This window comes from Streptodolium elevatio, from assembly GCF_053592165.1.
Genome location: NZ_JBSFVE010000016.1, coordinates 205,973 through 231,684 on the forward strand (window position 1 = coordinate 205,973; position 25,712 = coordinate 231,684).

General features: G+C 72.9%; 21 protein-coding genes. 7 read left to right on the top strand and 14 right to left on the bottom strand.

Going from position 1 to position 25,712, the window contains the following annotated elements:
• The first annotated feature begins 123 nt into the window (after positions 1 to 123).
• Positions 124 to 720 carry a carboxymuconolactone decarboxylase family protein gene (locus ACWD12_RS27520; protein ID WP_450101790.1) on the top strand — a complete coding sequence of 199 codons (597 nt, stop codon included), beginning with the start codon at positions 124 to 126 and terminating at the stop codon, positions 718 to 720.
• Positions 721 to 801: 81 nt separating this feature from the next.
• On the opposite strand, the gene ACWD12_RS27525 is transcribed toward ACWD12_RS27520, so the two are convergent.
• Positions 802 to 1,368: a GlcG/HbpS family heme-binding protein gene (locus ACWD12_RS27525; RefSeq protein ID WP_358353675.1), complete on the bottom strand. Its 567-nt coding sequence runs from the start codon at positions 1,366 to 1,368 to the stop codon at positions 802 to 804.
• Between the two features lie 181 nt (positions 1,369 to 1,549).
• Here ACWD12_RS27525 and ACWD12_RS27530 point away from each other — a divergent pair, with 181 nt between their 5' ends.
• The 3 genes from ACWD12_RS27530 to ACWD12_RS27540 all read left to right on the top strand — a co-directional run bounded on the left by ACWD12_RS27530 (position 1,550) and on the right by ACWD12_RS27540 (position 5,342).
• Positions 1,550 to 2,857: a sensor histidine kinase gene (locus ACWD12_RS27530; RefSeq protein WP_450101791.1), complete on the top strand. Its 1,308-nt coding sequence runs from the start codon at positions 1,550 to 1,552 to the stop codon at positions 2,855 to 2,857.
• Positions 2,858 to 2,863: 6 nt separating this feature from the next.
• The gene (locus ACWD12_RS27535) at positions 2,864 to 3,505 is read left to right on the top strand and encodes a response regulator (RefSeq protein ID WP_450101792.1); all 642 of its coding nucleotides are present in this window, start codon (positions 2,864 to 2,866) and stop codon (positions 3,503 to 3,505) included.
• Between the two features lie 178 nt (positions 3,506 to 3,683).
• On the top strand, positions 3,684 to 5,342 hold the full coding sequence (locus ACWD12_RS27540; RefSeq protein ID WP_450101793.1) for a SpoIIE family protein phosphatase: 1,659 nt from the start codon (positions 3,684 to 3,686) through the stop codon (positions 5,340 to 5,342).
• 30 nt (positions 5,343 to 5,372) lie between these two features.
• Here ACWD12_RS27540 and ACWD12_RS27545 read toward each other — a convergent pair whose 3' ends face one another.
• Entirely contained in the window at positions 5,373 to 5,639 is a 267-nt protein-coding gene (locus ACWD12_RS27545) for a hypothetical protein (RefSeq protein WP_450101794.1), read from the bottom strand.
• Between the two features lie 156 nt (positions 5,640 to 5,795).
• On the opposite strand from ACWD12_RS27545, the gene ACWD12_RS27550 reads away from it, so the two are divergent.
• Positions 5,796 to 7,247 carry an MFS transporter gene (locus ACWD12_RS27550; RefSeq protein ID WP_450101795.1) on the top strand — a complete coding sequence of 484 codons (1,452 nt, stop codon included), beginning with the start codon at positions 5,796 to 5,798 and terminating at the stop codon, positions 7,245 to 7,247.
• A gap of 12 nt (positions 7,248 to 7,259) precedes the next feature.
• On the opposite strand, the gene ACWD12_RS27555 is transcribed toward ACWD12_RS27550, so the two are convergent.
• The 7 genes from ACWD12_RS27555 to ACWD12_RS27585 all read right to left on the bottom strand — a co-directional run bounded on the left by ACWD12_RS27555 (position 7,260) and on the right by ACWD12_RS27585 (position 15,872).
• Positions 7,260 to 8,753, bottom strand: coding sequence for a hypothetical protein (locus ACWD12_RS27555; RefSeq protein WP_450101796.1), 1,494 nt, complete (start codon positions 8,751 to 8,753; stop codon positions 7,260 to 7,262).
• Positions 8,740 to 9,900 carry a hypothetical protein gene (locus ACWD12_RS27560; protein ID WP_450101797.1) on the bottom strand — a complete coding sequence of 387 codons (1,161 nt, stop codon included), beginning with the start codon at positions 9,898 to 9,900 and terminating at the stop codon, positions 8,740 to 8,742. Before ACWD12_RS27560 ends, ACWD12_RS27555 begins: the two co-directional genes overlap by 14 nt.
• 76 nt (positions 9,901 to 9,976) lie before the next feature.
• Positions 9,977 to 10,429, bottom strand: a complete 453-nt coding sequence (locus tag ACWD12_RS27565) for a cell wall hydrolase (protein WP_450101819.1) — start codon at positions 10,427 to 10,429, stop codon at positions 9,977 to 9,979.
• Positions 10,430 to 10,998: 569 nt separating this feature from the next.
• Positions 10,999 to 12,240, bottom strand: coding sequence for an amidohydrolase family protein (locus tag ACWD12_RS27570; RefSeq protein WP_450101798.1), 1,242 nt, complete (start codon positions 12,238 to 12,240; stop codon positions 10,999 to 11,001).
• A 184-nt stretch (positions 12,241 to 12,424) separates the two neighbouring features.
• On the bottom strand, positions 12,425 to 12,817 hold the full coding sequence (locus ACWD12_RS27575; protein WP_358353655.1) for a DUF302 domain-containing protein: 393 nt from the start codon (positions 12,815 to 12,817) through the stop codon (positions 12,425 to 12,427).
• Positions 12,818 to 12,930: 113 nt separating this feature from the next.
• Positions 12,931 to 14,589 carry an amino acid adenylation domain-containing protein gene (locus ACWD12_RS27580; RefSeq protein WP_450101799.1) on the bottom strand — a complete coding sequence of 553 codons (1,659 nt, stop codon included), beginning with the start codon at positions 14,587 to 14,589 and terminating at the stop codon, positions 12,931 to 12,933.
• On the bottom strand, positions 14,586 to 15,872 hold the full coding sequence (locus tag ACWD12_RS27585; protein ID WP_450101800.1) for a condensation domain-containing protein: 1,287 nt from the start codon (positions 15,870 to 15,872) through the stop codon (positions 14,586 to 14,588). Before ACWD12_RS27585 ends, ACWD12_RS27580 begins: the two co-directional genes overlap by 4 nt.
• Positions 15,873 to 16,567: 695 nt before the next feature.
• On the opposite strand from ACWD12_RS27585, the gene ACWD12_RS27590 reads away from it, so the two are divergent.
• Positions 16,568 to 17,545 (top strand): NlpC/P60 family protein, encoded by a 978-nt coding sequence (locus ACWD12_RS27590; protein ID WP_450101801.1) that lies wholly within the window; start codon positions 16,568 to 16,570, stop codon positions 17,543 to 17,545.
• Positions 17,546 to 17,721: 176 nt separating this feature from the next.
• Here the strand turns inward: ACWD12_RS27590 and ACWD12_RS27595 are convergent, their stop codons facing one another.
• The 4 genes from ACWD12_RS27595 to ACWD12_RS27610 all read right to left on the bottom strand — a co-directional run bounded on the left by ACWD12_RS27595 (position 17,722) and on the right by ACWD12_RS27610 (position 21,746).
• The gene (locus ACWD12_RS27595; RefSeq protein ID WP_450101802.1) at positions 17,722 to 18,609 is read right to left on the bottom strand and encodes a LysR family transcriptional regulator; all 888 of its coding nucleotides are present in this window, start codon (positions 18,607 to 18,609) and stop codon (positions 17,722 to 17,724) included.
• A complete protein-coding gene (locus tag ACWD12_RS27600; protein ID WP_450101803.1) occupies positions 18,606 to 19,205 on the bottom strand; it encodes a TetR/AcrR family transcriptional regulator in 600 nt (199 codons plus the stop codon). The genes ACWD12_RS27595 and ACWD12_RS27600 overlap by 4 nt, the downstream gene beginning before the upstream one ends.
• A 151-nt stretch (positions 19,206 to 19,356) precedes the next feature.
• Entirely contained in the window at positions 19,357 to 20,271 is a 915-nt protein-coding gene (locus tag ACWD12_RS27605) for an SDR family NAD(P)-dependent oxidoreductase (RefSeq protein ID WP_450101804.1), read from the bottom strand.
• A gap of 65 nt (positions 20,272 to 20,336) precedes the next feature.
• Positions 20,337 to 21,746, bottom strand: a complete 1,410-nt coding sequence (locus tag ACWD12_RS27610) for a tetratricopeptide repeat protein (RefSeq protein ID WP_450101805.1) — start codon at positions 21,744 to 21,746, stop codon at positions 20,337 to 20,339.
• 258 nt (positions 21,747 to 22,004) lie between these two features.
• Between ACWD12_RS27610 and ACWD12_RS27615 the strand changes: the two genes are divergently transcribed.
• The gene (locus ACWD12_RS27615; RefSeq protein WP_450101806.1) at positions 22,005 to 24,278 is read left to right on the top strand and encodes an MMPL family transporter; all 2,274 of its coding nucleotides are present in this window, start codon (positions 22,005 to 22,007) and stop codon (positions 24,276 to 24,278) included.
• Positions 24,279 to 24,349: 71 nt separating this feature from the next.
• Here the strand turns inward: ACWD12_RS27615 and ACWD12_RS27620 are convergent, their stop codons facing one another.
• Complete coding sequence (locus ACWD12_RS27620; RefSeq protein WP_450101807.1) at positions 24,350 to 25,564, bottom strand: saccharopine dehydrogenase family protein; 1,215 nt, start codon at positions 25,562 to 25,564, stop codon at positions 24,350 to 24,352.
• Positions 25,565 to 25,712 lie beyond the last annotated feature (148 nt).

The following is a 25,712-nucleotide window of genomic DNA, read 5'->3' on the forward strand; positions in this document are numbered from 1 at the left end:
GAGGGCCACGCCAACTCCGGGGGAACTTCGGGGCTTGCCACACATAGACAACCTGGTTACCTTTATCGACAACCTGATTGTCTATTTACGCGGACGGCCGCGTCCGCACCCGAAAGGACCGCCTTGACCGAGGCCTTCTTCCACGACCACACCCCCGACACCGCACCGCCCAGCTCGCGGCGCGCGATGGAGGGCACCGCCGCGAAGTTCGGCTACCTGCCCTCCGCGGTCGCGCGGCTCGCCGAATCCCCGGAAACGCTCGAGGCGTTCCTGAGGATCAGCAGCACGTTCGAACTCACGACGCTCGACAAGTTGGCGCGCGAGACGGTCGTCCTCACCGTCGCCACCCGCAATGGCTGCGAGTTGTGCGTCGCGATGCACACCGGCGTGCTGACCGCCGTGGGCGCCGACCCGGAGGTCGTCGGCGCGCTGCGCGACCAGGCGCCACTGCCCGACCCGCGCCTGGAGGCGGTACGCCGCTTCACCCTGCACGTGCTCGCCACCGCCGGGGCCGTCGAGCCGGACCGCATGCGGGAGTTCCTCGGCCACGGCTTCACCACGCGCAATGCGCTGGAGGTCGTGCTCGGGATCGGCGCCTACACGTTGTCCACGTTCGCGAACCGGCTCGTCGACGCCCCGGTGGACGAGCCGATGGCCCGTTTCGCCTGGCACCAGCCGACCGCCGCCGACGGGTCGGAGCCGGCACCGGCCCCGGCATGACGCGGCGTGGCGGCGTACGAGGTGCCGAACACCCGTACGCCGCCAAGCCGTCCATCACTCCCGCACCGAAGCGCTACCGCGTCACTTGTCGAGCGCCGCCACGCCCGCCTGCGCGAACTGCTCGTCCAGGTCGCCGCTCGGCGCCCCCGCGACGCCGATGCCCGCGATCGGCGCGCCCTTCGACTGGACCGGGGCACCGCCCGCGAGGAACAGCGTGCCGGGGATGTCCTTCAGGTTCGGAGCCTGCTGGAGGCGGCCGGCCAGGACCGAGGTCGGGGCGTTCCACGACACCGCCGTGTAGGCCTTGAGCTCGGCCGACTCGTACGACTGCGGGCCGGCGCCGTCGCCGCGCAGCGTCACCACCGTGTTGCCGTTGCGGTCGACGACCGCCACGGTGACCCGCTGGTTCGCCTTCTTCGCGGCGTCGAGCGCGGCCTGCGCGGCGCGGGTCGCGGCGTCGACGGTGAGGTGCTCGGTGTTGAACGTGTCCTTGTTCTTCACCTCGCTCACCGCGGCCGGCGGCTTGGCGGCGGAGTTGTCCGCCTGCGACGGGGCAGCGGCGGCCACCGCGCCGAAGGCACCGCCGCCGACGGCGACGAGCGCGGCGGAACCGGTCAGGACACGGGCACGCACGGACAGCTTCTTCATGGTTCTCGACTCCGGGATTCGTACGGGGGAGCGGCACGTTTTGCCGCGGTGAATCCATCGTCGGGTCGGATCCGGGCCACGAGGGTCCCCGGACCGGATGCCCCCGCGGGGCATGATGGAGGACACCCGTATCAACCGATCGGTCGATGGTGCCGACCGGATCGCGGGTTACAAAGCAAGGATGGACGTGAAGCACCAGCGCCCCCGGCGCGACGACACCGAGCCCGCCGCCCCGGGGCCCGGCTGGATGGACGCCGCGATGTCGGTGTCCTTCGTCGTCCTGCTCGTCGGAGCGATGGCCCGGTTCCTGATCCGGCACCCGGGCGCGTCCGACACCCCCGTGGTGGTCACGCTCACCGCGCTGGTCGCCCTGGCGTACGTGGTACGCCCCGGCGTGGGCGACGCGCCCGTCTCGCACTGGACCCGGCTGTGGCTGGCCGGTTTCACCTGCGCGTGGATCGTGCTCGTGGGCATCGCGCCGAGCTTCGCGTGGAGCGCGGTCCCGATCGTCTACACCGCGCTGCGGCTGCTCTCCGAGCGCGCCGCCCTGGTCCTCATCGCGCTGCTCACCGTGCTCGTGGTCGTGGCCCAGGTGCGCATCAGCGGCGCCGACCCGCTCCTCATCCTCGGCCCGCCCGCCGTCGCGGGCCTGGCCTCGGCCGTGTTCCTGCACATGCGGCGGCAGTCCGAACGCCAGCGCACCCTGATCGGCGACCTGATCCGCACCCGGGCCGGCCTCGCGGCGAGCGAACGCCGCGCCGGTACGCTCGCCGAACGCGAACGCCTGTCCATGGAGATCCACGACACCCTCGCGCAGGGGCTCTCCAGCCAGCGCATGCTGCTGCAGGCCGCCGACCGCGTCTGGGCGGCCGACCCGGCGGCCGCCCACCGGCACGTCGTGACCGCGTCCGCCATCGCCGAACGCAACCTCGCCGAAGCCCGCCGCTTCGTCCACGACCTGGCCCCGGCCGACCTCGCCGAGGGCGGCGGGCTGGAAGCGGCCCTCCACGCGCTCGCGGAGCGCGAGTCGGCCGCGGGGGAGGCCGCCGGCACCGCGTCCGACCGCCGGGCCCTGCGCGTCCGCTGCACGGCCGACGGCCGACCCGTCGTCCTCCCGGCGATCGTCGAGGCCGCACTCCTGCGGGTGGCACAGGGCGCGGTGGCCAACATCCGCGAGCACGCGCACGCGACCGACGCGACGCTGACCCTGAGCTACCTCGACGACCAGGTCGTGCTGGACGTCGCCGACAACGGGCGCGGCTTCGTCCCCGAGGCGGCCCGGCGGCCGGAGTCCGCCGACGGCGGCCGCGGCCACGGCCTCAGCGCGATGCGCGCCCGGCTGCGGCAACTCGGCGGAACACTGGCCATCGAGTCCTCGCCCGGCGACGGCACGGTCGTCTCGGCATCCGTCCCGCTGCCCGACTCCCGCCCTGAACCCGACCCCGCTTCCGGTCCCGATTCCCGTCCCGTTCCCGGCCCCAAGGAGTAGCCAGGCATGTCCGCGTCCCTCTCGCAGGATGTACGTGTCCTCCTCTGCGACGACCACACCGTCGTCCGTGCGGGCCTGCTCGCGCTGCTCGCCAGCGCGCCCGGCATCGAGGTCGTCGGCGAAGCGGCCACCGGCGAAGAGGCCCTGGCCGCCGCCGCGAAGCTGCGCCCCGACGTGGTGCTCATGGACCTGCACCTCGGCACCGGCATCGACGGCATCGAGACGACCCGCCGGATCGTCGCCGAAATCCCGGGTACGCGCGTGCTGGTGCTCACCACGTACGACACCGACGCCGACGTCACCAGGGCGGTCGAGGCCGGTGCGACCGGCTACCTCCTGAAGGCCGAACGGCCCGACGAACTCTTCGCGGCGATCCTGGCCGCCGCGCAAGGGCGAGCCGCGCTGTCGGCGCCGGTCGCCAACCGCGTCATGGAGCGCATGCGCAGTCCGCGCGCGTCCCTCACCGACCGCGAACTCGACATCCTCGGGCAGCTGGCCCGGGGCCTGGGCAACCGCGAGATCGCCCGGGCGCTGTTCATCAGCGAGGCCACCGTCAAGACGCACCTGGTCCGCATCTACACCAAGCTCGGCGTCGACACCCGCGCCGGGGCGGTCGCCGTCGCCAAGGAGCAGCGCCTGCTCCAGTGACCCCGGTGGAGTGACCCCGGTGGAGTTGCCCGGCGGGAACGACCCTTCGGATGCTCCGCGTCCGCTTCACCCGATTGCCAGCACAGGTCGGGCCGTTTGCGTGGGATAGGTGTTAGGTGCGCCCACGCAGGCCCCGGCGCGCAGTCAGTCCTGCCGCCGGCACAGAAAGACCCGTACGTTGAACGACGGTGACAGCACCGTCCGCCTCCTGGTGGACGGATCCGGCACGGTGACGGCCATCGCCCCCGCGCCCGCGACGCTCGGCGGACACGACCTCGAGCGCGTCCTCGGACGGCCGCTCGCCACGCTCTTCGACGCGGCGGGCGCGCTGACGGTCGCCGCGATGACGGCGGAACCCGACGGGCGGCCCGTCCGCCGGCTCGTCCTCGCGTCCGACGACGCCGTCGTCCACCACGTCTGGGCGGTCGCACACCCGTGCGGTACGTCGGACGGGGACGCGGCCACTGTTCTGGTCACCCTCGGCGAACTCGCCGACGCTGACGCTGACGCGGCCGCGTCAGCCGCCACCGCCGGCACTCCTGAAACTCCGGAGACCCCAAGAACCCCGGGAATCCTGGAAGCGCCGGCAACTCCAGGGCCATCGGCCGTCGCCGCACCGCGCATGGACCACACCGAAACCCTCGCCCGGCACGCCTCCGAGTCGCTGATCCGCACCTCCTCACGAGACGAGGTGCTCGACCTGCTCCTGCGTACGTTCCCGCCGCTGCTGTGTGCCACCCAGTCCGCGGTCGCGCTCGGCGACGGCACGCGCCTGCACATGCACCGCGTACCCGAGCCCGCGCCGGACGTCGTGGCGCCGCGCCTCGTCCCGCTCGACGCCGCGCACCCGGTCGCGGTCGCGGCCCGCACCGGCCAGGACCGGTTCCTGACCGTCGAACAGCACGAGGCGCTGCCCGGCGACGCGAAGCCGCTGGTCGCCGCGCCGGGCACCCGGGCGTGGTGGACGCTCCCGCTCACCGACGGGTCGGGCCGCGCGGTCGGCGCGTGGACACTCGGCTTCCGCGATTCGCACCGGCCCGCTCCCGCGTCGCAGGCGGCGATCCGCGAGGTCACCCGGATGGCCGGACACGCCCTGGTGCGCACCGTCGAGACGCAGCCCTACCTCGACTTCGTGGAGGCGTTCCGGGCCGGCACCTCGTTCGAACAGCCCACCGGCGTCCCGGGCATCGAATCGGCGGTCCGCCACCGCCCCGCCCACGAAGCCGCCGATCTCGGTGGTGACTGGTACGACGTGTTCGCCCTGCGCGGCGGGCTCGTCGTCCTGGCGGTGGGCGACGTCCAGGGCCACGGCCCGGAGGCGGCGCCGATGATGTCCCGACTGCACACACTGCTGCGGGCGTACGCCATCGACTACCGCGATCCCGGCATGGTGCTGACCCGCGTCAACGACTTCCTGGGCCGCTTCCCGACCCCGGTGCACGCGACGTGCCTGCTCGCCTACCTCGACACCGGAACCGGCGAAGTGGTCGTCGCGAGTGCGGGCCACCCGCCCCTGCTCGTGGCCGCCCGCCACGGCATCGAGGCGGTCGAACACCCGCGCGACACCCTGCCGTTGGGGGTGGCCGCCGAACAGCGCTTCATCTCCACCCGCCTGATGCTCCCGCCGGACGGCATCCTCGCGCTGTGCACCGACGGCCTGCTGGAGGGCCCGGAACTCGACCTCGACGACGGCATCGCGCGCCTCGCCCGCGACCTGGCGGCGCACCGCACGGAACCCCTCGACGACCTCGCCGCCACGATGTTCGCCCGCGCGGACGCCACCGGCCACCGCGACGACGCCACCCTCCTCCTCGCCCGCCGAGCCCCGGCAGGCTGAAGCCCGGCGCCGGACGCGCCCCGCGGCCCGCTACGTCAGCGGCGCGAGGCACAGGACGACGTCGGCGGGCGTCAGCGGGCCGCCGTCGGTGCGCTTCACGACATTCTGCGCGGTCTGGTCCTGGGACTGCGGGAACTGCCGGTCGGCCAGATCGGCGGCTTGGACGGACTCGTACTTGTCCGGGAGAAAGCTCGCGGTGTCCTGGTCCGTGATGTCCGACAGCCTAGGGGCGAAGGCGACCAGCGCGATCGCGGCGATGACCCGCAGACCGATGACCTTCCAAGGGTTGTGCGCCACCAGGCGGCGGAGTCGTCCGAACGTGCGGTGGCTCCCTCGTGTGATGACACCCGTCGACACCTTTTGCGAAATTAAGTGGGAATTATCAGAGGCGCGTGCGGCGCCGTCGCGCGCTGAGCCGTGCGAGCGACGCAAAACCACAGGCCGTGCAGGGGAGTGGCGGCGTACGGTGCCGGGGGCGTCGACGAGGGAGGGCAGTTGAGCGGGAACGGGCGCGGATCGGTCGGCAGCTCAGCCGACAACCCGGTCGGCGACTCAGCCGGCAAGCGGGTCGGCGACTCAGCCGACTCAGGCGGTGGCTCAGGCGGCGGCGCGGGGGGCGGCTCGGGCAATTCAGGCGGCACCTCAGGCGGCAACCGTGCGCGCGGCCCCTTCGCCCGACCGGCGTTCCGCCGCGTGTGGGCCGGGGAGACCCTCTCAATGCTCGGCGACTACAGCTTCGAAGTCGCCTTTCTGTGGCTCGTCCTCGAACACACCGACTCCACCACGCTCCTGGCCGCCGTCCTCATCGCCCAGGCCGTACCGCGCGGGTTGCTCATGCTGCTCGGGGGCGCCGTCACCGACCGGGTGTCCCCGCGCGCCGTCCTGATCGCGTGTCACCTCGTACGCGCGGGCGCGGTGGCCGCTCTCGCCGTGGCCTCCGCCGCCGGCCAGGTGCACACCTGGCAGTTCTTCGCCCTCGGTGTCGTCGTCGGCGTCGCCGAGGCGTTCTCGGTGCCGGCGGGCGGCAGCATCCTGCCGCTGGTCGTGCCGCGCGGCGACCTCGCCAAGGCCAACGCGTGGGTCGGCTTCGGCGAGCAGGGCGGCCGCCTCGCGGGGCCGCTGCTCGGCGGCGTCCTGGTCACCACGTTCGGCACCACGGAGGCGGCCTGGTTCAACGCGGCGACCTTCCTGGTCGCGGCGGCGACGCTGGCACGCCTTCCGGTGGACCGGCCGACCACCGAGCGGCCGACGGAGGAGCCCGCAGACGAGCCGCGGCCCGTCGGCATCCGGGCTGCCCAGGCCGCGCTGCGCCGCGACATCGCGGACGGGCTCGCGTACGCCCGCGGCAGCCGCGAGGTACGCGCCGTCCTGCTGCTCATCTCCGCCGCCACGCTCGCCTACGCCGGGCTCTTCGCCGTCGGCCTGCCCGCACTCGCCGCGACCTATCCCGACGGCTCCATGACGCTCGGCATCCTCATCTCGGCCTGGGGGCTGGGACAACTCCTCGGCTCGGTGTCGGCCGCCCTGACCGGCCTCCCCGCCCGCTGGGGCCTGCTGATCATCGGCATGACCCTGTGCGAGGGCACGGCTTTCGCCGCCCTCGGGTTCGCCCCGACCGCGTGGGGCGCGGCGGCGGTCCTCGTGGCGCTCGGCTTCGGCGTCGCCTACTCCAGCGACGTCGCGCTGCCTGCCTTCGTCCAGTCCCGCACGCCCGTCGAATTCCTCGGCCGCGTCAACAGCGTCGTCTTCCTGCCCCGCACGGTCCTGGAACCGGTCTCGATCGCGCTGATGGGTGTTCTGGTCGCCACCGACGTCCGCTGGGCCTTCGTGATGGCCGCGGTCCCGATGCTCGCGGTCGGTGTCCGGCTGGCCTGCGACCCCGAGGCGCGCGCCCTGCGGGCCTGAGCCCGGCGTCCGCTACCCGGCCGGTTCCCCCTCCCGCGGCTTCGCGTCGAGGACCGAGCGGGCGACCGTGGTCCCCACCCGGATCAACTCGGTGATGTCCGGCTGCGCCGCCGCCAGGGGAGCCAGCCGGTCCAGCACGCCGAGCAGCCACGCCGCCAGATCCGCGGCGTACCACCGGACGGCCTCCGAACCGGTCTCGTGCAACCGCCACGCCGCCATCGCCAGGGCCTGCGCCCAGAGCGAGCCGTACGCCGCGAAGTCGTGGCGCATCGCCGGTACTTCGCGCGCCGCCGCACCGGCGAACACCACGTTCGCCTCCAGGCACAGCCGCAGCCCGTGCGGGTCGCCCTCGCCGAGCATGCGCACCGCCGCCGCGGCCAGCGTCTCGGCGATCCCCGGCGCCACATCCGCCGGGCACCGGTCCGGCACCGACAGCGACGGCTGGACCGACCAGGGGTCGGCGAGCAAACCGTCCAGCAGCTCCGGGAGTTCGACGTCCCGCAGCATCGCCTGGGCGGCCCGCAGCGCGTCCGCCAGCGACGGGACCTCGACGCGGGCCCTGGCCAGCGGGTACGCCTCGGCCGCGACACGCGCGTATGCGCCCGGGTCGATCGCGCAGCTCTCCGCCAGAAAGGCTTCACTCTCGTCGGACTTGCCGTCCTCGGTCAGGCGGATCGTGTAGCGGGCGAGCGCACCCGCGTACGCCTGCTCGCGCCGCACGAAACCGTCGATCCGCCGCGCCGCGGCGGTCTGCCGGCCCACGTTGGCGGCGCTCAGCGCGAGGTCCGTGCGCCCGGCGGCCGCGTGCAGGTCGGACGCTATCTGCGCGGCCTCGAACAGACAGCGCGCGTGCGTCGGCGCGTCCGGGCGCCGGTTGATGCGCGCCGCGTTCTCGACGTACAGGCGGATCGCGTAGTCGGCGGTCGCGGCCGCGTGGTCCGGTTCGCCGTAGCGCGCCCGCACCGGCGCGACGGTGCTCAACACCCTTGCCAGGTCCGGGAGACAGCCGCTTTCCCAGTCCTCGGCGCCGAGTCCGACGTACATGCAGACGGCCTCGTCCGCCTCCAGCAGCGCGGCGGTGATCTGCCCGTTCCCGGCCAGCGCCACCGCGCGCCGGGCACGTACGTCGGCGGTCAGCGCGGTCGTCTCGGCGCCGGAAGCGCCGGGTGTACCACCGGACTCCGCTACCTTGGCGTACGCCGCGAGGCAGGCATCGGCGGACTCCAATGCCGCGGCGAAGTCCCCGGTGCGGGCGCAGGATTCGATCAGGGCGTACCGCGTCGCCGCGATCGCCTGCCAGGCCCGCACATCGTCCGGAGTGCGGGCGGCGAGGGCGGTCGCGATGTCGAGGGCAAGGGTCTGCGCGGTCCGTGCGGCGGCGAAGTCCTCGACGGCGACCGCGAGATCGGCACGGTCGTGCCACTCGAACATGCGCTCCACGAGATCCCGCTCGCGCGGTGCCGCGGGCTGTTGGGGGTGCTGCGCCTTGCGCCTACCCCACACCATTGCCGCGCCCGTCGGACTCGGACGGAGGGGGAGTGGCCGGGGGAGGAGACGGCTCGTCAGGCTCGTCGTCCCCGGGCGGAGGCCCTTCGGGCGGCGGCATATAGGGGGGCACCGACTGCGGATGCGGCGTGAAGGACGGCGGCCCGTACGGAAGCGGCCCGTACGCGACCCCGTACACGGGCGGCGCATAGGGCAGGCGGCCCTGCCACGTGCCCGGGGCGTGCGTCGGTGGCGGAGCGTCGGGACGGTATGGCGCATCGGGATACGGCGGCATCGGAAACGACGGTGGATACGGCGGGGTGCTGTACGGCGACGGCAGCAACGGCGGCCCCGGCAACCCCGGACCGACCGAGACCATGCCGCCGGCCGGCTGGGGTGCCGCCGCGTAGTACGTGAGCCCCGGGTACGCCCGGATCGCCCCGTCCGGCCGTCGCGGCAGGTCAGGCCATACCTCCACCGCGTCGCCGGCGGCCTCGCGTATCGCCGTGCCGTCCAGTTCGGTCCGCGTCTCCGGCACATGCTCGGCGGGCCACTCCACGACGACCGCCACCGGCCCTTCCGGTGGCAGCAAAGGCACTTCGGCGTGATACGAGGTGTTGTACATGCTGCCGCTGCGCACCATCAGAGCGATATCCAGGCGCCCGCGCGCGGCATTCCCGGTCCCGGCCTCGCGCCCGGCCCCCGCCTCGCCGAAGTCCGTTCCCGCCGCCCCGTAGCTTTCCCCGGAGCCGTCCCCACCCGCGTGCGGAAGGGAGTCCGGGTCGGCGTCCAGCCCCGGCGCGCCGGGCGGCGCGGGCAACGCATACCCGCGGCCGACCGACGTGGCGCGGGTCCCGTCCGCCATCACCAGCCCGATCCGCAGCACCGAGGGGTCGTCGCGCATCGTCGGCCCGAGCGACGGCCCCGACCGAACGATCCGCCGGAACACCGCCAGTTCCAGGGAAAATCCGCCCGTCCACACATCCACGCGGCGCAGCCACACCTGGGTATCCGGCCCGACCCCGAGCCGGCGGACCCACGGCAAAACCCCCGGAACGACATAGTCGCGGGCGTGGACTCCGTAGGACGCGCCTTCGGCGCGCGCATAGAGCACGTGGCCGCCCGTCTCCTCGGGGACGGGCGGCAAGTCGGCGTCGAAGAATCCCATGAGCCACATCCCCCGCAGCCTTGGTCGATCGTCGAACTCCCAGGCTGACAGGGACGAATCGGGCTGTCCACACGCTTCAGGGACGGGACGCGGCCCAAGGCGCGGGACGCGACGTGGGGGTGGGCGCGGGGCGCACCCGCTTGATGCCGAGAACGCGCGCGTACCGGGGCCGCGCCGCGAACTCGTCGTACGTCCACACCGCCGGAACACCCACCTCGGCGCACAGATGCAACACCCGGTCGGGAGCGAGGTGTATGCCGACATGCGCCGCATAGCCCTCTTCCGCATCCGCCCGGCGTCCGCCGTCGAACAGCACCAGGTCAAGCGGCCCGGCCACCTCGGCCACCTCGGTCGCGGCGCGATCCGCCCACAGCTCCGACGAGCGCAGCGGCGGCACCAGACGTCCGAAGTGCGCGAGCACCGCGTACGCGTACACCTGGCAGTTCGCCCCGCCCGCCACATCACCCGGCGCGGTCGCACCTGGATGTCGCGCGTATACGTACGGCACACGCCGCAGATGCGGCGGCAGGAACCCGAGATCCGGATCGCCCCAACCGCCCCGCTCACCGTGCCCCTTGCGCCGCCCGTGCGCGCCCTGCCCCTTGGCCACACAACAACTCTGTCAGTTGGCGGCCCCTCCCGCCAGGTGGCAACAGAGCCAGCAACAGATCCCCCACCCACCCCGCGCCCCTCGAAATCCCAGCGGGTGCCCGTACCGTCACCCGTACGCTCGCCCGGATGGCCGGCGCCCGGACGATCCACTCCCGAGCACAGGGACGCAGCACCGAAAGGTGCCCGCGCCGAACGGCCAGGCGGTGGCGGCGGAACGGACGGCTCCCCGCGCCTCTCGCGACCGCGACGGCGCCCCGACAACTCAGCGGTGCCCCGACGTACACACGGCGGGAGCGCGAGGGGGCGACGCCGGCCGTGGAGGCGCTCGGGCGGTTCTGGGCGATCGGGGTGCACGTCGGGGCGTGAAGTGGCGTTGGTCGTGGTTGAGTTCGCGTGCGGTCTGGTGGTGGTGGGGGGAGCGGTTCTCGCTGGTGGTCGCCGCGAATCTGGAGGCGGGGCGTAGGCGCCAAGCGTGGTGACGGCGGGTCAGGCGACGGTCGGCAGTGCGCCGGCCACCACCTCGCCGCCCTTGAGCACCGCGAGCGGTGGCCGGTCGGCCAGCACGCCGATGTCGGTGGCCGGGTCGCCGTCGACCACCAGCAGGTCCGCGAGCTTGCCCGTCTCGACCGTGCCGAGGTCGTGGCCGCGCCGCGCGAGTTCGGCGCCGTTGCGGGTGGCCCAGCCGATGACCTCCAGCGGCGAGACGCCCGCATGCTCGGTGTACAGGCGCAGTTCGCGTCCGTAGAGGCCGTGCGCGAAGCCGATGGCGCCGTAGTCGTCGCCCAGCACGAAGCGCACGCCGGCGGCCTGCGCCTTCGGGATCGCCTCGTACATGTGCGCGAGATCGGCGCGGATCGCCTCGGCGCCGAACCCGAAGCCGTCGCCCATCAGTTCCAGGAAGTGCTTCGGGAAGTGCAGCGACGGGACGACCGACGCGCCCGTCTCCACCAGCGCCGCGATGATCTCGTCGTCCATCTCGTCGCAGTGGTCGACGATGTCGATGCCCAGCTCCAGCGCCATCATGATGGCCGGCTTGTTGACCAGGTGGGCGCGGATCAGCACGCCGCGCGAGTGCGCCGCGTCGATCGCGGCCGCCAACTCGTCGCGCGTCATCTCGATGCGGTCCTTCGGGGCGAGGGTCCCGTGGCCGCCGGTGACGAACAGCTTGATGACCTCGGCGCCGCGCTTGATCTCGTCACGGACCCCGAACCGGAAGGCGTCGGCGCCGTCGCAGATGCGCACCGCACCCGGGGCCGGCATCCCCCAGTGCCACGGCACCGCGTCGTTGGCGTGCCCCGTCGTGGACAGTTCGCGTCCCGACGGCCAGAACCGCGGTCCCGGGACGAGCCCGTCCTCGATCGCCCGCTTGACACCGGGCTCGACCTCGTTCGCCCCGCCCGCGCCGACGACCCCCGTGTAGCCGTGCTCCAGCGCGGTACGCAGGTTCTTCGCCGCCACGATCGCCTGGTACGAGGGCGGGAAGTCGTTGCCGTACGGCACGTTCGGCCGCGAGCCCAGCTCGTGGTACGTCGCGTGGAAGTGGCACGTCCACATGCCCGGCATCACCGTGCGGCCGCCGAGGTCGACCAGTTCGTCCTGGTCCTCGGGGGCCGGGGCCTGGGCCGCGACGTCCGCAATACGTCCGTCCGCCACCACCACCGTGCGTCCGGCCGCGGGACCGTTGACGCCGTCCAGCACCGTGGCGTTGGTCAGGAGCAGTCGACCCACTGCGGCCTCGATTCCCCGGGGAGCGCCGCCGTCGCCGCTCCGCACCTGCGTGGCTTACCTGCATCACGTACGCGCATCACGTGCTGCCTTGCGCACCTGCATCGCGTGTCTACGTGACTTGCCTGTCTGTATGCCACGCGGCGGGTCAAGGAGCAAGGTCACCGACCGGTTGGACGACCGGTCCTCACGCGCAGGTCAGCGAGCTGAGGGCGGCATTGAGCCGGTGCGTGGCCTCGGTCGCGGCCGCCTCGAGCTCCGGGCGGCCGGTGACCTCCAGCATCACGTGCGGGTCGAGGGCCTGGACGACCGTGGTGTCCCCTTCGCGCCGCACGACCACGTTGCACGGGAGCATGACGCCTATCGAGCGGTCGACGCGCAGCGTCTGCCGGGCGATCGACGGGTTGCACGCCCCCAGGATGACGTAGTCCTCCATGTCCTCGCCCAGCCGCTCCTTGAGCGTCGCGGCCATGTCGATCTCGCTCGCGATGCCGAAGCCCTGGGCGGCCAGGGCCTCGCGCACGTCGGCCACGGTCGTGGCGAAGTCGCGGGTGACGCGGATCGTGCGGTCATAAGGCATGGGACTGCAGCCTCTCTCAACGTTCTCGTGGGCCCCACCTCCGAAGCATGCCCTGAAAGCCGATAAAGGTGCGGTCAGAGTCGGTGCAACTTCACTTAACGGGGACGCGGCCCTCAGCGGGGTCCGCGGGCCGCCGCGAGCCGGTCCAGTTCGGCGTGGTCCACCTTGCCGTTCGGCAGGCGCGGGAGGGCGTCGAGCACCACAAAGCGGCCGGGGACAGCGGCGGCGGGCAGGCGCTCGGCGACATGGGCACGCAGCGACCCGCGGTCCGGCGGCTCGGAAACCGCCACGAACGCCACGACGCGCGTACGGTCGTCGTCGTGCGCGACGCCCACGCCCGCCTCCACGACGTCCGGGAACGTGGCGACCGCGTGTTCGATCTCGGCGCGCTCGACACGCATCCCGCCCAGCTTGAGCTGCCGGTCGGCGCGCCCGCGGAACACCAGTGCGCCGTCCGCCCGCAGCGACACCAGGTCGCCCGTCGCGTACGCCGGGAGGCCGTCGCAGACCGCGTCCGCCACTCCCTCCGCCAGCCCGGGACCGGCGATAAGCAGTTCACCGACCAGGTCCGAGTCGGCCCGCGCACCGCTGTGACCGACGGAGCCCGGGGCATCGCGGTCCGCCACCGGGCGCACGCGCGCCGTCACACCGGGCACCGGCCGCCCGATGGGCACGGCGTCGGCCTCCGCGTCGCCCGGCTCACACCGGTGCACGGTGCTCCACACCGTGCACTCGGTCGGCCCGTACTCGTTGAACAGGGCGGTCCCCGGCAATGCCGCGAAGTGCCTGCACACCAGGTCGGGCGGGCACGACTCGCCGGCCACGATCACCGTCGAGAGCGTGGTCAGGCGGCTGCCGACACCGCCGCGCAGCGCGATTGCGTACAGCGACGGCACGAGCAACAGGTGTGACGCCGTGTGCCTTTCGGCGGCTCCCACGGCCGCGAGCAGGTCCCCGGGGCGCCCGTCGGGCAGGACGAGAGCGCCGCCGCACGCCAGCGTCCACCAGATGCCGGCCGCCGAACTGTCGAACGAGATGGCGGAAGCCAGCACGAACCGCCGTACCGGCTCCCGGTAGTACGCCAGCCGCGCCGCGGTCGAGGCGCCCAGCGCGGTCGCGGACACCAGCACCGGCTTGGGGCGGCCCGTCGAACCGCTGGTGAAGCAGGTGTACGCGTACGGCCCGCGCAGCCCCGGCGCCGGCCGCGGACCCGCAGCGTCTCCGCCGGCGTCGTTTCCCTCCACGTCGCCCCCGTGCGACTCCGCCCAGCGCGCGTCGTCCGCATGCGCATCGTCCGCGTGCGTGCCGTCCCCGTGTGTGGCGGCCGCGTTCGCGCCGCCCGGACCGCAGGTGTCGGTCGGCACCGTGTCCGCGGCGCGGGACAGCAGCGGCAGGCCCGGTTCGGCGAGCACCACCCGCGCCCCGGAGTCCTCGGCCATCATGCGCTGGCGCGCCGCCGGGAAGTGCGCGTCCACCGGCACGAACCGGCCGCCCGCACGAAGTACGCCCAGCATCGCGGCGATCGACCACCTGCTCGCGCCGCCGTGCACGACCACCGGATCGCCGGACGTCACTCCGAGTTTGCGCAGGGTGGCCGCGATGTCGTCGGAAAGCCCGGCCAACTCGCCGTGCGAGAGCGTGCCTTCGGCGTCGATCACGGCCGTGGCCGTGGATCGCGGGCCGTACCACCACGGTTCGAGCAGGTCGAGAATGTGCGGCGGCGGGCCCGGCAACTCCGGTCCCTGCAACACGTGTTGGACGTCCGTTGTCACCGGGCGATCTCCGCGAGCCGGTCCAGGAAAGCGGCGACGGACCGGTCCATCCACGCCGCCGAGAACAGGTTCGAGTCGTACATGACGTAGCCGTCGTACACGACGTAGCCGTCGAGGTGGTCGCGTTCGCGCATCGACCACAGGAACGGCGTCGTCAGCGGCAGCGCCGGCACCACGTCGTCCGGAACGTGGCGCAGCAGCCGGCCGGCGTCGGGGACGGTGTCGGGGATCGGCATCCGCGGGATCATCTGGAACACCGGAGGCAGCACGTCGCGCGAGAGCAGTGTCGTCAGCAACTCCGGTATCGCACGCAGTACATGGATGAGCGCGGTGTCGTGCGCGTACGCCTCCCGGCAGGCGCGGTCCACCCGCCCCACGAGCGCCGCGAGATCCTCGTCCGCCGTGTCGTCGATGCGGATCGGCAGCAGGTTGAGCAGGCATCCGACCGTCTGCCACTCCACGGCGGGCCGCCCCGACGTCAGCACCGGCACGACGTTGTCGCCGTCCGGGAGGACCGCCGACGCGAACGCGGAAAGCATGAGGGTGAACGGGGTGGTCCGAGCCCGGCGCGCGGCCTTGGCAACCGCGTCGCGCAGCGTGTCCGGCACGGCGAACGGGTGCACGACCGGGGGGCCCGTCTCGGGGCTCCGCGTCTCGACCGGCAGCCCGAGGCCCGCCACCCCGGCCAGCCGGTCGCGCCAGTACGGCAGCGCCCCTTCGATGCGCGCCCGCACCTTCGCCGAGTGGTCGTCCTCGCCGATCTCCCAGTACTGCAGGACGTCCGCGCCGAGCGGCGCCCGCTGCTCGCGCCGGGCCGCGTAGGCCGCGTTGACGTCGCGCTCCAGCAACCGCATCGACCACGCGTCGCACACGATGTGGTGCGCGACGAGGATCAGCGCGGTCCCCTCGGAGTGGCGGACGACGTGCGCCCACAGCAGCGGCGGCTCCTCCCAGCCGTAATCGCGCATCGTCACGTCATGCACGTACTCCGCCAACGACACGCCCCTGTCCAGGCGGTCGACGACCAGCCGCGCGGCCATCGGCGGCAGTACGCGCTGCCGCAGTCCCTCGGAGCCGCTCACCAGAACCGTGCGCAGCGCACTGTGCCGGGCTATGACATCGGCCAGGGCCAGCCGCAGCGTCTCGACGTCCACGTCGTCGGCCATCCGGAAGACACCGCGCATGATGAACCCCGGGTTGAACACCGTGCCGGGCTGGAGCGCGTCGACGTCGTGCATGAGCTGCTGGACGTATGTCGGCGGGGCGATGCGGGGCGCGGTCATCGCGGCCTCCATGGCTGGGTTCGGTCGGCCGACGCGGGAAATGCCGACGGCGGTCTCCAACGGGCGAACGCGCATGATCGTGCCGCCGCTGAGGGCCGCCAGGAACGCGGAAACCAGCCAAAGCAGGGGCGTTCCTGCGCCAGGTGGGCGGTCTGCTCCGGTATGCGCTGTTCCTGCGCGGGTCGCACGGGCTGCGCAGACTGTTCGGGCTGCGCAAGCGGTACGGGATGTGCGGCAGTACTGGATGTGCGGACAGTACGGCATGTGCAGGCGGTTCCCCGGTCGCGCCCATCCGGTGGTGGGCCGAACGGGCGGATTGCGTGCGGTTCGTGGCGTCGCGACGGGACTGCCGCCGGACGGCGTGATCCATTGGCCGCGTGGCAGGACGACTTCGCGGAGTACGAGCGCAGGAATCCGGCAAGACCGTTGCCGGGCGGGGAGGACGGCGAGGACGGGGAGGGCGGCGCCGCCGGGCGTTCCTGGCGGCGACAACGGCGACGGCAGCGGCAATGACCGCGACGGCCCTCGCGATCGGACCACAGCACACCGCACAGGCCGCACCCCTCATTCCTGCCCCGGCCACTCCCGCACTGCCTGTTCCCACCAAGCCTGTTCCCACACCGCCGATGCCGGCCCGCCCCGGTCCCGCACGGCCCGTGCCCGCGCCACCCGTTCCCGCACCGCCGGCCCCCGGCGTGCGGCCCCCGTCTGCCCTGCCGAACCCGGCGGGCGGCATCGGTGCGCCCCCTTCCGCACCGGTGCCGGCCGCCGCGCCCCTGCTCGATCTGCTGCGCGTGGGACAGCAGGTCGCCGCACTCTCGAAAGACATCGAAGAGGCCGACGCCCGTGCCGAAGCCGCCCGCGCGGCGGCCGACGCGCAGCGGCGGCGCCTCGGCGAACTCCAGGCCCGCGAGAGCAGGGCACGGGCGCGGCTGAGCGCGATGAGCACCGAGATCGGCCAACTGGCCAGTCTGCGCTACCGGTCCGCGGGTATGTCGCCCACCGCCGACCTCATCCTCCGCCGCGGCGGCACCGACCGCCTGCACATGGGGGCGGTGTACGCGCGCATCGCCACGTCGCAGGCCACGCTGGAGGCGACGTACGCGGCACAGCACCGCGAACTCGAAGCCGTCCTCGGCGAATCCCGCGCCGCGACGCGTACGCTCACCGACCGCGAGGCCGCGGCCGACCGCGAACTCGCCGCCCTGCGCGAGGCGTCCGCGCGGGCGACGCGCCTGCTGACCGGCCTCGACCTGGCCGGGTATCTGGTCGGGCAGCCGGCCCGTCCCGCGCGGGACCCCGGCCCGGGCGGGCGCGGCGCGCTCATGTTCGCGGTGTCGCAGATCGGACGCCCCTACGTCTGGGGTGCGACGGGGCCTGACGCGTACGACTGTTCGGGCCTCACCTCGCGGGCGTGGCAGAGCGTCGGCGCCACCGTGCCGCGCACGTCGCAGGAGCAGTGGGCGCAACTGCCGCGCGTGCCACTCCAGGAGGTTCGGCCGGGCGATCTCGTCGTGTACTTTCCCGACGCCACCCACATCGGGATGTACCTCGGCGACGGGATGATGGTGCACGCGCCGCGGCCCGGCCGACACGTCACCACGGCGAAGCTCGATTCGCTGCCCGTCCTCGGCGTCGTACGGCCGCAGTCACCGGGGGAGCCCACCCGGTAGGACCTCAAGGCGCGGGCCTGCCGTGCCGGAACCGGACGCGCCGGCACCGGACTTGCCGGTATCAGCCGTAACGCGAGACGTGCCGCGAGCACACGTGCCGCGAGCACACGTGCCGCGAGCACACGTGCCGCGACCACACGTACCGCGACCACACGGACGGGATCACACGGACGGGATCAGATGTACTCCGTCTCCTCGACGCCGCGCGCCTGCGCGTACGCGCACAGCAGGCGTGCCTCGGCGGACAGCGGGCGGCGCGTCCACACCAGCGCGACCGTGCGGACCAGCGGCGGCGACAGCGAACGGACGGCCACGGACGACGCGAACCGGTGCGCCAACTCGCGGTACCACAGCACCGATCCGTGCCCCGCGACCACGCAGGCGACCCACGCGCCGCGTTCGTCGGTCTCCATCACGACGCGCGGCCGCACCTCGTGCCGGGCGAACCACCGCTCGAACTGCCTGCGGCGGACGCTCCCCGGGGACGGCAGGATCATGTCGGCGCCGTGCAGCGCCTGCCACGGCACCGGGTCGGGCAGCCGCAGGCCGGTCGGCGACACGAGCACGATCTCGTGGTGGTGCAGCGGCTGCACCCGCAGGTCGGCGGGCACCGGCAGGTCGACCAGCAAGATGTCGACCTCGCCCTTGCGCATCGCCTCGATGGCCAGGTCAGGACTCTCGTACGGCGACGCGTCGGCGGCGATCTCCGGGTGCCGGGCCCGGAACGCCGGGAGGATGTTGCTGATCAGCTCGATCGCGAGGCTCTGCGTCGCCCCCACGACCAGGCGCCCGGTGGTGCCGCTCTCGTCGACCGGGTGGAAGGTGTCCTCGATCGCCCGCACGCCGCTCAGGATGCGTTTGGCGAGATGGGCGATGCGCGCGCCCTCGGCGGTCGGCACGACGGCCCGGCCGCCGCGTACGAACAGCTCGGTGCGCAGCTCGCGTTCGAGGGACTGCAAGGCACGCGACAGCGCGGACTGGTCGACGAAGAGGGCGTTCGCCGCGGCGGTCATGCCCCCGTGCTCGACCACCGCCAGCAGGTAGCGCAGCTGCTGGAGGGTCACTCGGCCTCCCGCCCGGCGACGGATCCGGGCGCCAGGATCGCCCGGAACGCCGCCCGGATGTCGTCCCTGCGCAGCGGCTCGGGGGAGACGAGTCCGAGCATCGACATGCCGTCCATCGCCGCGGTCAGCGCCATCGCCCGGGCCGGCGTGGTGCGCCGGGCGAGCATCGCGGTGGTCGCCGTCGAGTAGACGGTGGCGAGCTCGCGCAACTCCGGGTGCCGCATGGCCGCGACGGTCAGCTCGAAGTCGACGACGATCTGCTGCCGGTACTCGGCGTGGGCCGTCACGATCAGGTCGGCGAGGGCGTCCGCGAGCCCCTCGGGGCCGATGTCGCCCAGGGATTCCGCCCATTGGTGCATCCACGCGATGTAGCGGCGGACCACGCGTTGCAGCGCGACGTACCTGAGGTCGTCGATGGTCGCGAAGTAGTAGGTCGTGGAGCCGAGCGGTACTTCGGCCTGCCGGGCGACCGCCCGGTGTGTCAGGCCGTCGAGACCGTGCTCGAGCAGCACTTCCTCGGTGGCGGCGATGACCCGCTCGCGGCGCCGCGGGTCGGCAGGCCCGCGCGGCGGGCGGGAGTGGTCACGCGACAGCATCGGGCCCCCTCCCTTGAATGCCGTGACACCGTACCGAGAACCGGAACACGTGTACACAGATTCCGGGAGGTGGCACGGTGAACGGCAGCCGTGGAAGGGAATCCGTTGCTGAAGAGCCTCCTGAAGAGGGAATCCGTGCCGGGTTGACGAGTCAGTTGACGACTTCGGCCGCAGAATCGGCGTTCGGCCGCGGCGGCGGCCATCCGGGCACCAGCCCGAGGTCCTTGCACACCTTCTGCGCGCGCACGATCTCACCGCAGTACGCGTCCGCGTCGGGAGACGACGCGAGCCACCCGATGACCTCGCCCGGGACCTCGGCCGGGGCGCTGCGGAAGTGCGCGCTCAGGTGCTTCGCCGAGCCGCGTGCCTTCTGCGCCTCGGTGAGGATGTGTCCGGGATCGACGTTGAACGCCCGCAGCCCCTGGTCCCGGTACTCGGCGTGCAGGATGCCCGCGACGCGCGCGAACGCCGCCTTGGAGGCCGCGTACGCGACACCCCAGCCGCCCGCACCCGCGGGCCCCGGCGGGTTGAGCGTGGCCGATCCGGACGTCATGTTGACGACGTACGACCGCTCGTGCCGCAGCAGGTGCGGCACCAGCCTTTTGATCAGCACAAGTTGGTGCAGGTAGTTGCCGGTCAGCATGTTCTGCGCGGCGTCCAGCGGCAGGTCCAGGAGCCGGTCCATGGCGCCCGGGCCCTGGTAGATGGCGTTGTTGAACAGCACGTCGACGCGCCCCCACGCGTCGAGTGCCGCATCGCACGCCGCGGCGATCGAGTCCTGGTCCATCAGGTCCATGCGCAGCGGGAGCGCGCGGCGACCCAGCGCCTCGACCTCGCGCGCGGTGGTCTCCAGGCTGCCCGGGACGGCGACCGACTCCTGGGATCCGGAGGAGGTGGTCGGTCCGCTGCGGCCCTCGCCCTCGCGGAGGGTACGTGCGGTCAGCACGACGTCGTACCCGGCCCGCGCGAGTGCGAGGGCGCCGCAGCGGCCGATTCCCCGGCTGCCGCCGGTGACGAAAGCGACGGGGGCGCCTGCCGTTTGGTCCGGCTGAGTGGGAGTGCTCATGATCGCACCCTGGCAGGTTTAGTTGACCATGTCCAGTACTTCTCGGCCGTGCGCGGTCCGTCCGGTCAGGAGCCGGCGCCTCCGGCCGTCAGCTTCCCGGCGCGGTCGCGCGCCGCCGCCGCCTCGGCCGCGCGGCCCAGTCGTTCGGCGAGCCGCGCCCGGGTGAGCCAGTTGTACGGACTGCTCGGCCGCACCCCGATCCGCTCGCTCAGCAGAGTCCGGGCAAGGTCCTCGCGCCCGGCCCGGATCGCGGCCTCCAGCAGCGTCTTCTGCACGGCGTCGCGCTGCGCGTGGCTGCCGCCGTAGGTGTTGAGGCGGTGGCGCAGCGGCAGCAGGAGGTCCACGGTCTGGTCGTACCGGCCCTGCGCGTACGCGATGAGCGCCCGGCACACCGGGACCCCGACCTCCTCGGTCATCGCGTGGTTAGACACCCCCGGATGCGGCGTCGCGAGCCACGCCAGACGGTCGCGGACCAGTGCCTCCGCCTCGCCGGTCCGCCCCGCGCCCAGGTAGGCCATCACCGCGTGCACGTCGTTGAACGCGTAGAACGGCCCGTCGCGCCGCGCCGCCCACGCGTCCGCCAGCCGCGACCACCGCTCCGTCTCGTCCTCGCCGGCCAGCAGCAGGCGCCACAACAGGGCCGAGGCGTCGAGGAGTTCCATCGCCAGGCCCTCGGACTCCTCGTTGTGCAGCGCCGCGTCGTAGATGGCCAGGGCCCGTTCGGTGTCGCCCGCCTCGATCGCGTACAGCGCGTAGTGCCACCAGTTGTGCACGTTCAGGTAGTTGCCGCCCGACCAGTCGCCGGTCCGCGCGTCGAGGTACGCGATCCCCTCCGCGAAGCGCCCCTGCATCTCGTACGTGTGCACGACGGCGTGGATGCCCCAGACGTCGCGCGGGTTGGCCTCGACCGCCGCGAGCCCGATCTGCTCGGACCGGTCGTAGTGCCCCGACTCCTCCAGGCCGAACGCGTACATCCCCAACAGCGGCCCGTGGTGCGGGTCGTGCTCGTCCCACGCGGACAGCGCGCCGCCCACCCGGTCGCGCAGCCGCACCGCGTCGCCGGTGAAGAAGTCGATCTGGTGGCCCACCGCCAGGGCGAGCAGGTCCCGCGGGTGCGCCACCACCAGCTCGCCGAGCAGCCGCCCGGCTCCCTGGAGGTCGCCGTCCAGCCACGCGGACGCCGCGTCCACGTGCGCCAGTTCGCGCGGCGTGGCCGCCGCCCGGTCCAGGCCCGCGCGGAAGCGGCCGAACCTCTCGCGCGCCTCGGCCGCGTCGGACTCCTCGGTGCCCAGAAGCCCGAGGTACGCCGAGAACACCTGGGCCAGCGGCGAACCGGGTGCCGCCTGCACGGCGGCGGACGTCTCCCGGACGACCTCCGGCCGGAAGAACACCAGTGCGTCCAGAGCGCGTTCCAGGTGCTCGGCGGCCTCGTCGCCCGTCTCGGTCATCGGCTGTCCGTGCCGGTCGGCGGTCATCGCCACTCCCATCCGGGCCCCGCCCACGGGGACCCCAGTGCCCTCTGTACCGATTCAACCGCCTTCCAGGTCACGAGGTGGGTGCAGACATCGCCGAACAGTGGGGCTAGGCCCACCCCGGCCCGGCGGCTGGGGGCAATGTCCGCCGACCGCCGCCGCAACAGACTCAAATCCGTGGACGAAACGTCGAGCAACACGCACACACCGCACGCATCGCGCACACCGGGGACGACGAATCGACGAGGGGACGGGGTCGGCATGAGCCCGCACGCAACGCCGCAGCAAACGCCGCAGCAAGGGCCGTACCAGGGGGAGCGGCCGCGGACCCGCAAGAGGCCCGCCACGGTGCGCGTCGCCCGGTGGAGCGCCGCCAACCCGTGGCGCGCCATCGGCATCTGGGTCGCGCTCGTGGTGACCTGCCTCGTGGTCGGCGGCATGGCCGGGACCGAGAAGGCCACCAACAGCGACCTGGGGGTCGGGCAGTCCGGCCGCGCCGGCGACATCGCCCGCGAATACGGGCTGGTCGCACCCGCCACCGAGAACATCCTGATCACCGCCAAGGACGGCACCCTCGACAAGGCCGAAGGCGAGCGGGCCGCCGCCCTGGCCGCCGAGCGGGCCCGGGCCGCCAAGGACGTCGCCGGCGTCGGCGACGTCGTGGCATCCGCCGACGGCAGCGCCTACCTGGTGCCCGTCGACCTCGCCGGCGACCCCGACGACGCCCAGGACCACATCGGCGCGCTGGTCAAGGCGTCCAAGTCGGTCGCGAAGGAGTTCCCGGACCTGCGCGTCGAGCAGATCGGCGACGGCACCGGCGCCAAGGCCATCGAGGAGCAGATCGGCAAGGACCTCGGCCAGGCCGAGCTGTTCAGCCTGCCGGTCACCCTGGTCATCCTCATGGTCGCCTTCGGCGCGCTCATCGCCGCCGCCGTCCCGGTGGTCCTCGCCATCACCGCGGTCGCCGCCTCGATCGGCCTGTACGGCCTGGCCTCGGCGGTCTTCCCGGACCCGGGCAGCGCCGCGAACGTCATCATGATGATGGGCATGGCCGTCGGCGTCGACTACTCCCTCTTCTACGTGCGCCGCGAACGCGAGGAACGCGCCAAGGGCCACAACCGCCTCGACGCCATCGAGATCGCCGCCGCCACCTCCGGCCACGCCGTCGTCGTCTCGGCCGTCGCCGTCGCCGTCTCCATGGCCGGCATGTACGTCGCGGGCGACGCGATCTTCTCCGGCCTGGCCACCGCCGGCATCATCGTGGTCGTCGTCGCCTGCGCCGGCTCGCTGACCGTGCTGCCCGCCCTGCTCGCCAAGCTCGGCAACAAGATCGACCGGCCGCGCGTCCCCGTGCTGTGGCGGCTGACCGCCCGTCAGGACCGCGAGCCGCGCGTGTGGAAGGCCATGCTGCGCCCGGCGCTCAACCACCCGGGCCGCACGCTGGGGATCTCCGTGGTCGCGCTGGGGCTGCTCGCCCTGCCGGCGTTCGGGATGAAGCTGCAGCAGACCTCGTTCGACGACTTCCCGCGCGAGATGTCGCTGATGCAGACGTACGACCGCATGACCGCCGCCTTCCCGAGCGAGCACGCCGCCACCGAGATCGTGGTCCTCGCCCCCGAGGACAAGGGCACCGAGACCCGTGCCGCACTGGACGACGCCGTCGCCCGGATCCACGACAACCCGCTGTACGTGAAGGACCAGCCCGCCGACGTCAAGGTGTCGGCGGACGGCCGGGCCTTCTCGGTGCAGGTCACGTCCCCGTTCGGCAGCAACAGCGAGCAGGCCAAGGACGCGCTCGACGACCTGCGCGGAGAGATCCTGCCGGACACCGTCGGCAAGGTGGACGGCGCCGAGTACGCGGTCGCGGGCGAGACCGCCGAGAACCGCGACTACGCGGACCACGTCATGGACAAGCTGCCGCTCGTCATCGCCTTCGTGCTGCTGCTGACCTTCGTGATGATGGCCTTCACGTTCCGGTCCGTGGTCATCGCGCTCAGCGCCATCGCGATCAACCTGCTGTCCGCGCTCGCGGCGTTCGGCCTGCTGGTCGTGGTGTTCCAGAACCAGTGGGCGGAAGGCATCCTGGACTTCCAGTCCAGCGGCGCGGTGATCTCGTGGCTGCCGCTGTTCCTGTTCGTGGTGCTGTTCGGCCTGTCGATGGACTACCACGTGTTCGTCGTCAGCCGGATCCGCGAGGCCGCCGAGCGCGGGCTCGGCACCCGGGACGCGGTCGAGCGCGGGATCACCTCGTCGGCCGGCGTGATCACCAGCGCGGCGATCGTCATGGTGTCGGTGTTCGCGGTCTTCGCCACGCTCAGCATGCTCGACATGAAGCAGATGGGCGTCGGCCTCGCCGCCGCCGTGCTGATCGACGCGATCGTGGTGCGGATCGTCGTGCTGCCGTCGCTGATGGTCCTGCTGGGCCACCGCAACTGGTGGCCGGGCAAGGTACCGGGTGCGGGGCGGCGCGCGGTTCCGCCCGCGCCCCAGGCACCGCCGACGCCGCCGTACGCGCCCGCCAGGCACGTGGGCTGACCGACCACCTGGCTCCGCGAACCCCCTGGAAAGCAGAGGGGTTCGCGGATCCCGGCATGTTCACAGGCGGGTCACTGCTCGCGCATGCCCCACGGGGAGCCGTACGCGGTCAGCAGGTCCAGGAACGGCCGGGGAGCCAGCGCCTCGGGGCCGACGACGCCCGAGCCCGACCAGATACCCGTCGCCAGCAGTTCCAGGGCGACGACCGGGTTCAGGGCGGTCTGCCACACGACGGCCTGCGACCCGTACTCGGCCATCGACCACTGGTTGTCGACGACGTGGTAGAGGTACACCTCGCGCGCCGCGCCGTCCTTGACGCCCTTGACCCAGGTGCCCGCGCAGGTCTTGCCGTGCATGCGATCGCCGAGCGTGGCGGGGTCCGGGAGGCAGGCGGCGACGACGTCGCGCGGGGACACGCGTACGCGGCCCTGCTCGGAGCCGACCGCGACCGGCGCGGTCCGGTCCAGGCCGAGCTTGTGCAGGGTCTTGAGGACCTCGATGAACTCGTCGCCCAGGCCGTACTTGAAGGTCACGCGCCTGGCGTCCACCCAGCGCGGCATCAGGAGCACCTCTTCGTGCTCGACGTTGACGCACTCGACCGGGCCGATGCCCTCGGGGAAGTCGAAGACCTCGGGTTCGCTGAACGGCGACGTGGTGAACCAGCCGCGGTCGGCCTCGTAGACGACGGGCGGGTTGAGGCACTCCTCGATCGTCGTCCAGATGGAGAAGGACGGGGCGAAGTCGTAGCCGTCGACGGTGAGGTTCGCGCCGTCGCGCACCCCGATCTCCTCGATCTCGTCGAAGAGTTCGTCGGCGGCGTGGCGCGCGAAGACGTCCGACAGGCCGGGCTCGACGCCCATGCCGAGCAGGGCCAGCCGGCCGGACCGCTCCCAGTCCGCGGACATCGCGAACTGCTCGTCGCCGAGCTTGACGCCGGTCAGCTCGTACGGCCGCTCGGGATGCGGATGAGACAGCGAGCACGCCATGTCCATGTAGTGCGCGCCGGCCGCGAGCGCGGCCCGGAACAGCGGCATCACGAAACGCGGGTCCGTCGCGTTGAGAAGTACGTCGCACTCGGACTCGGCGAGCAGCGCGCGGACCGCCGCCTCGTCGGAGGCGTCCACGCGAGCGGCCGAGAACCGGGTGTCGCCGGTCGCGGCGACCGCCCCGGCGGCCCGGTCCGCGTCGTAGTCGGCGACGACCATATGGGTGAAGAAGTCCCGGCGGGCCGCGATCCGGACGACCGCCGAACCGACGCCGCCCGCTCCCACCAGCAGGATCCTCATGCTGAACGCAACTCCTCGAGTCACTGGCGGATGAACGTGCCGTTCATCCTCACTGAGGCCTTTTCAGGTGTAGATCGTGAGGGTGAGGATGGCGGCGGTGATGCGGCTCATGCGGCTGGGGCTGCAGCGTGCGCCGCGTAGGACGCGC

Excerpts from the sequence above, each read along its gene's own strand:
- ACWD12_RS27525 (WP_358353675.1), bottom strand. The coding sequence starts at position 1,368 with ATGAAGAAGCTGTCCGTGCGTGCCCGTGTCCTGACCGGTTCCGCCGCG.
- ACWD12_RS27530 (WP_450101791.1), top strand. The coding sequence starts at position 1,550 with ATGGACGTGAAGCACCAGCGCCCCCGGCGCGACGACACCGAGCCCGCC.
- ACWD12_RS27535 (WP_450101792.1), top strand. The coding sequence starts at position 2,864 with ATGTCCGCGTCCCTCTCGCAGGATGTACGTGTCCTCCTCTGCGACGAC.
- ACWD12_RS27555 (WP_450101796.1), bottom strand. The coding sequence starts at position 8,753 with ATGGTGTGGGGTAGGCGCAAGGCGCAGCACCCCCAACAGCCCGCGGCA.
- ACWD12_RS27560 (WP_450101797.1), bottom strand. The coding sequence starts at position 9,900 with ATGGGATTCTTCGACGCCGACTTGCCGCCCGTCCCCGAGGAGACGGGC.
- ACWD12_RS27575 (WP_358353655.1), bottom strand. The coding sequence starts at position 12,817 with ATGCCTTATGACCGCACGATCCGCGTCACCCGCGACTTCGCCACGACC.
- ACWD12_RS27585 (WP_450101800.1), bottom strand. The coding sequence starts at position 15,872 with ATGACCGCGCCCCGCATCGCCCCGCCGACATACGTCCAGCAGCTCATG.
- ACWD12_RS27600 (WP_450101803.1), bottom strand. The coding sequence starts at position 19,205 with ATGCTGTCGCGTGACCACTCCCGCCCGCCGCGCGGGCCTGCCGACCCG.
- ACWD12_RS27605 (WP_450101804.1), bottom strand. The coding sequence starts at position 20,271 with ATGAGCACTCCCACTCAGCCGGACCAAACGGCAGGCGCCCCCGTCGCT.
- ACWD12_RS27610 (WP_450101805.1), bottom strand. The coding sequence starts at position 21,746 with ATGACCGCCGACCGGCACGGACAGCCGATGACCGAGACGGGCGACGAG.
- ACWD12_RS27615 (WP_450101806.1), top strand. The coding sequence starts at position 22,005 with ATGAGCCCGCACGCAACGCCGCAGCAAACGCCGCAGCAAGGGCCGTAC.
- ACWD12_RS27620 (WP_450101807.1), bottom strand. The coding sequence starts at position 25,564 with ATGAGGATCCTGCTGGTGGGAGCGGGCGGCGTCGGTTCGGCGGTCGTC.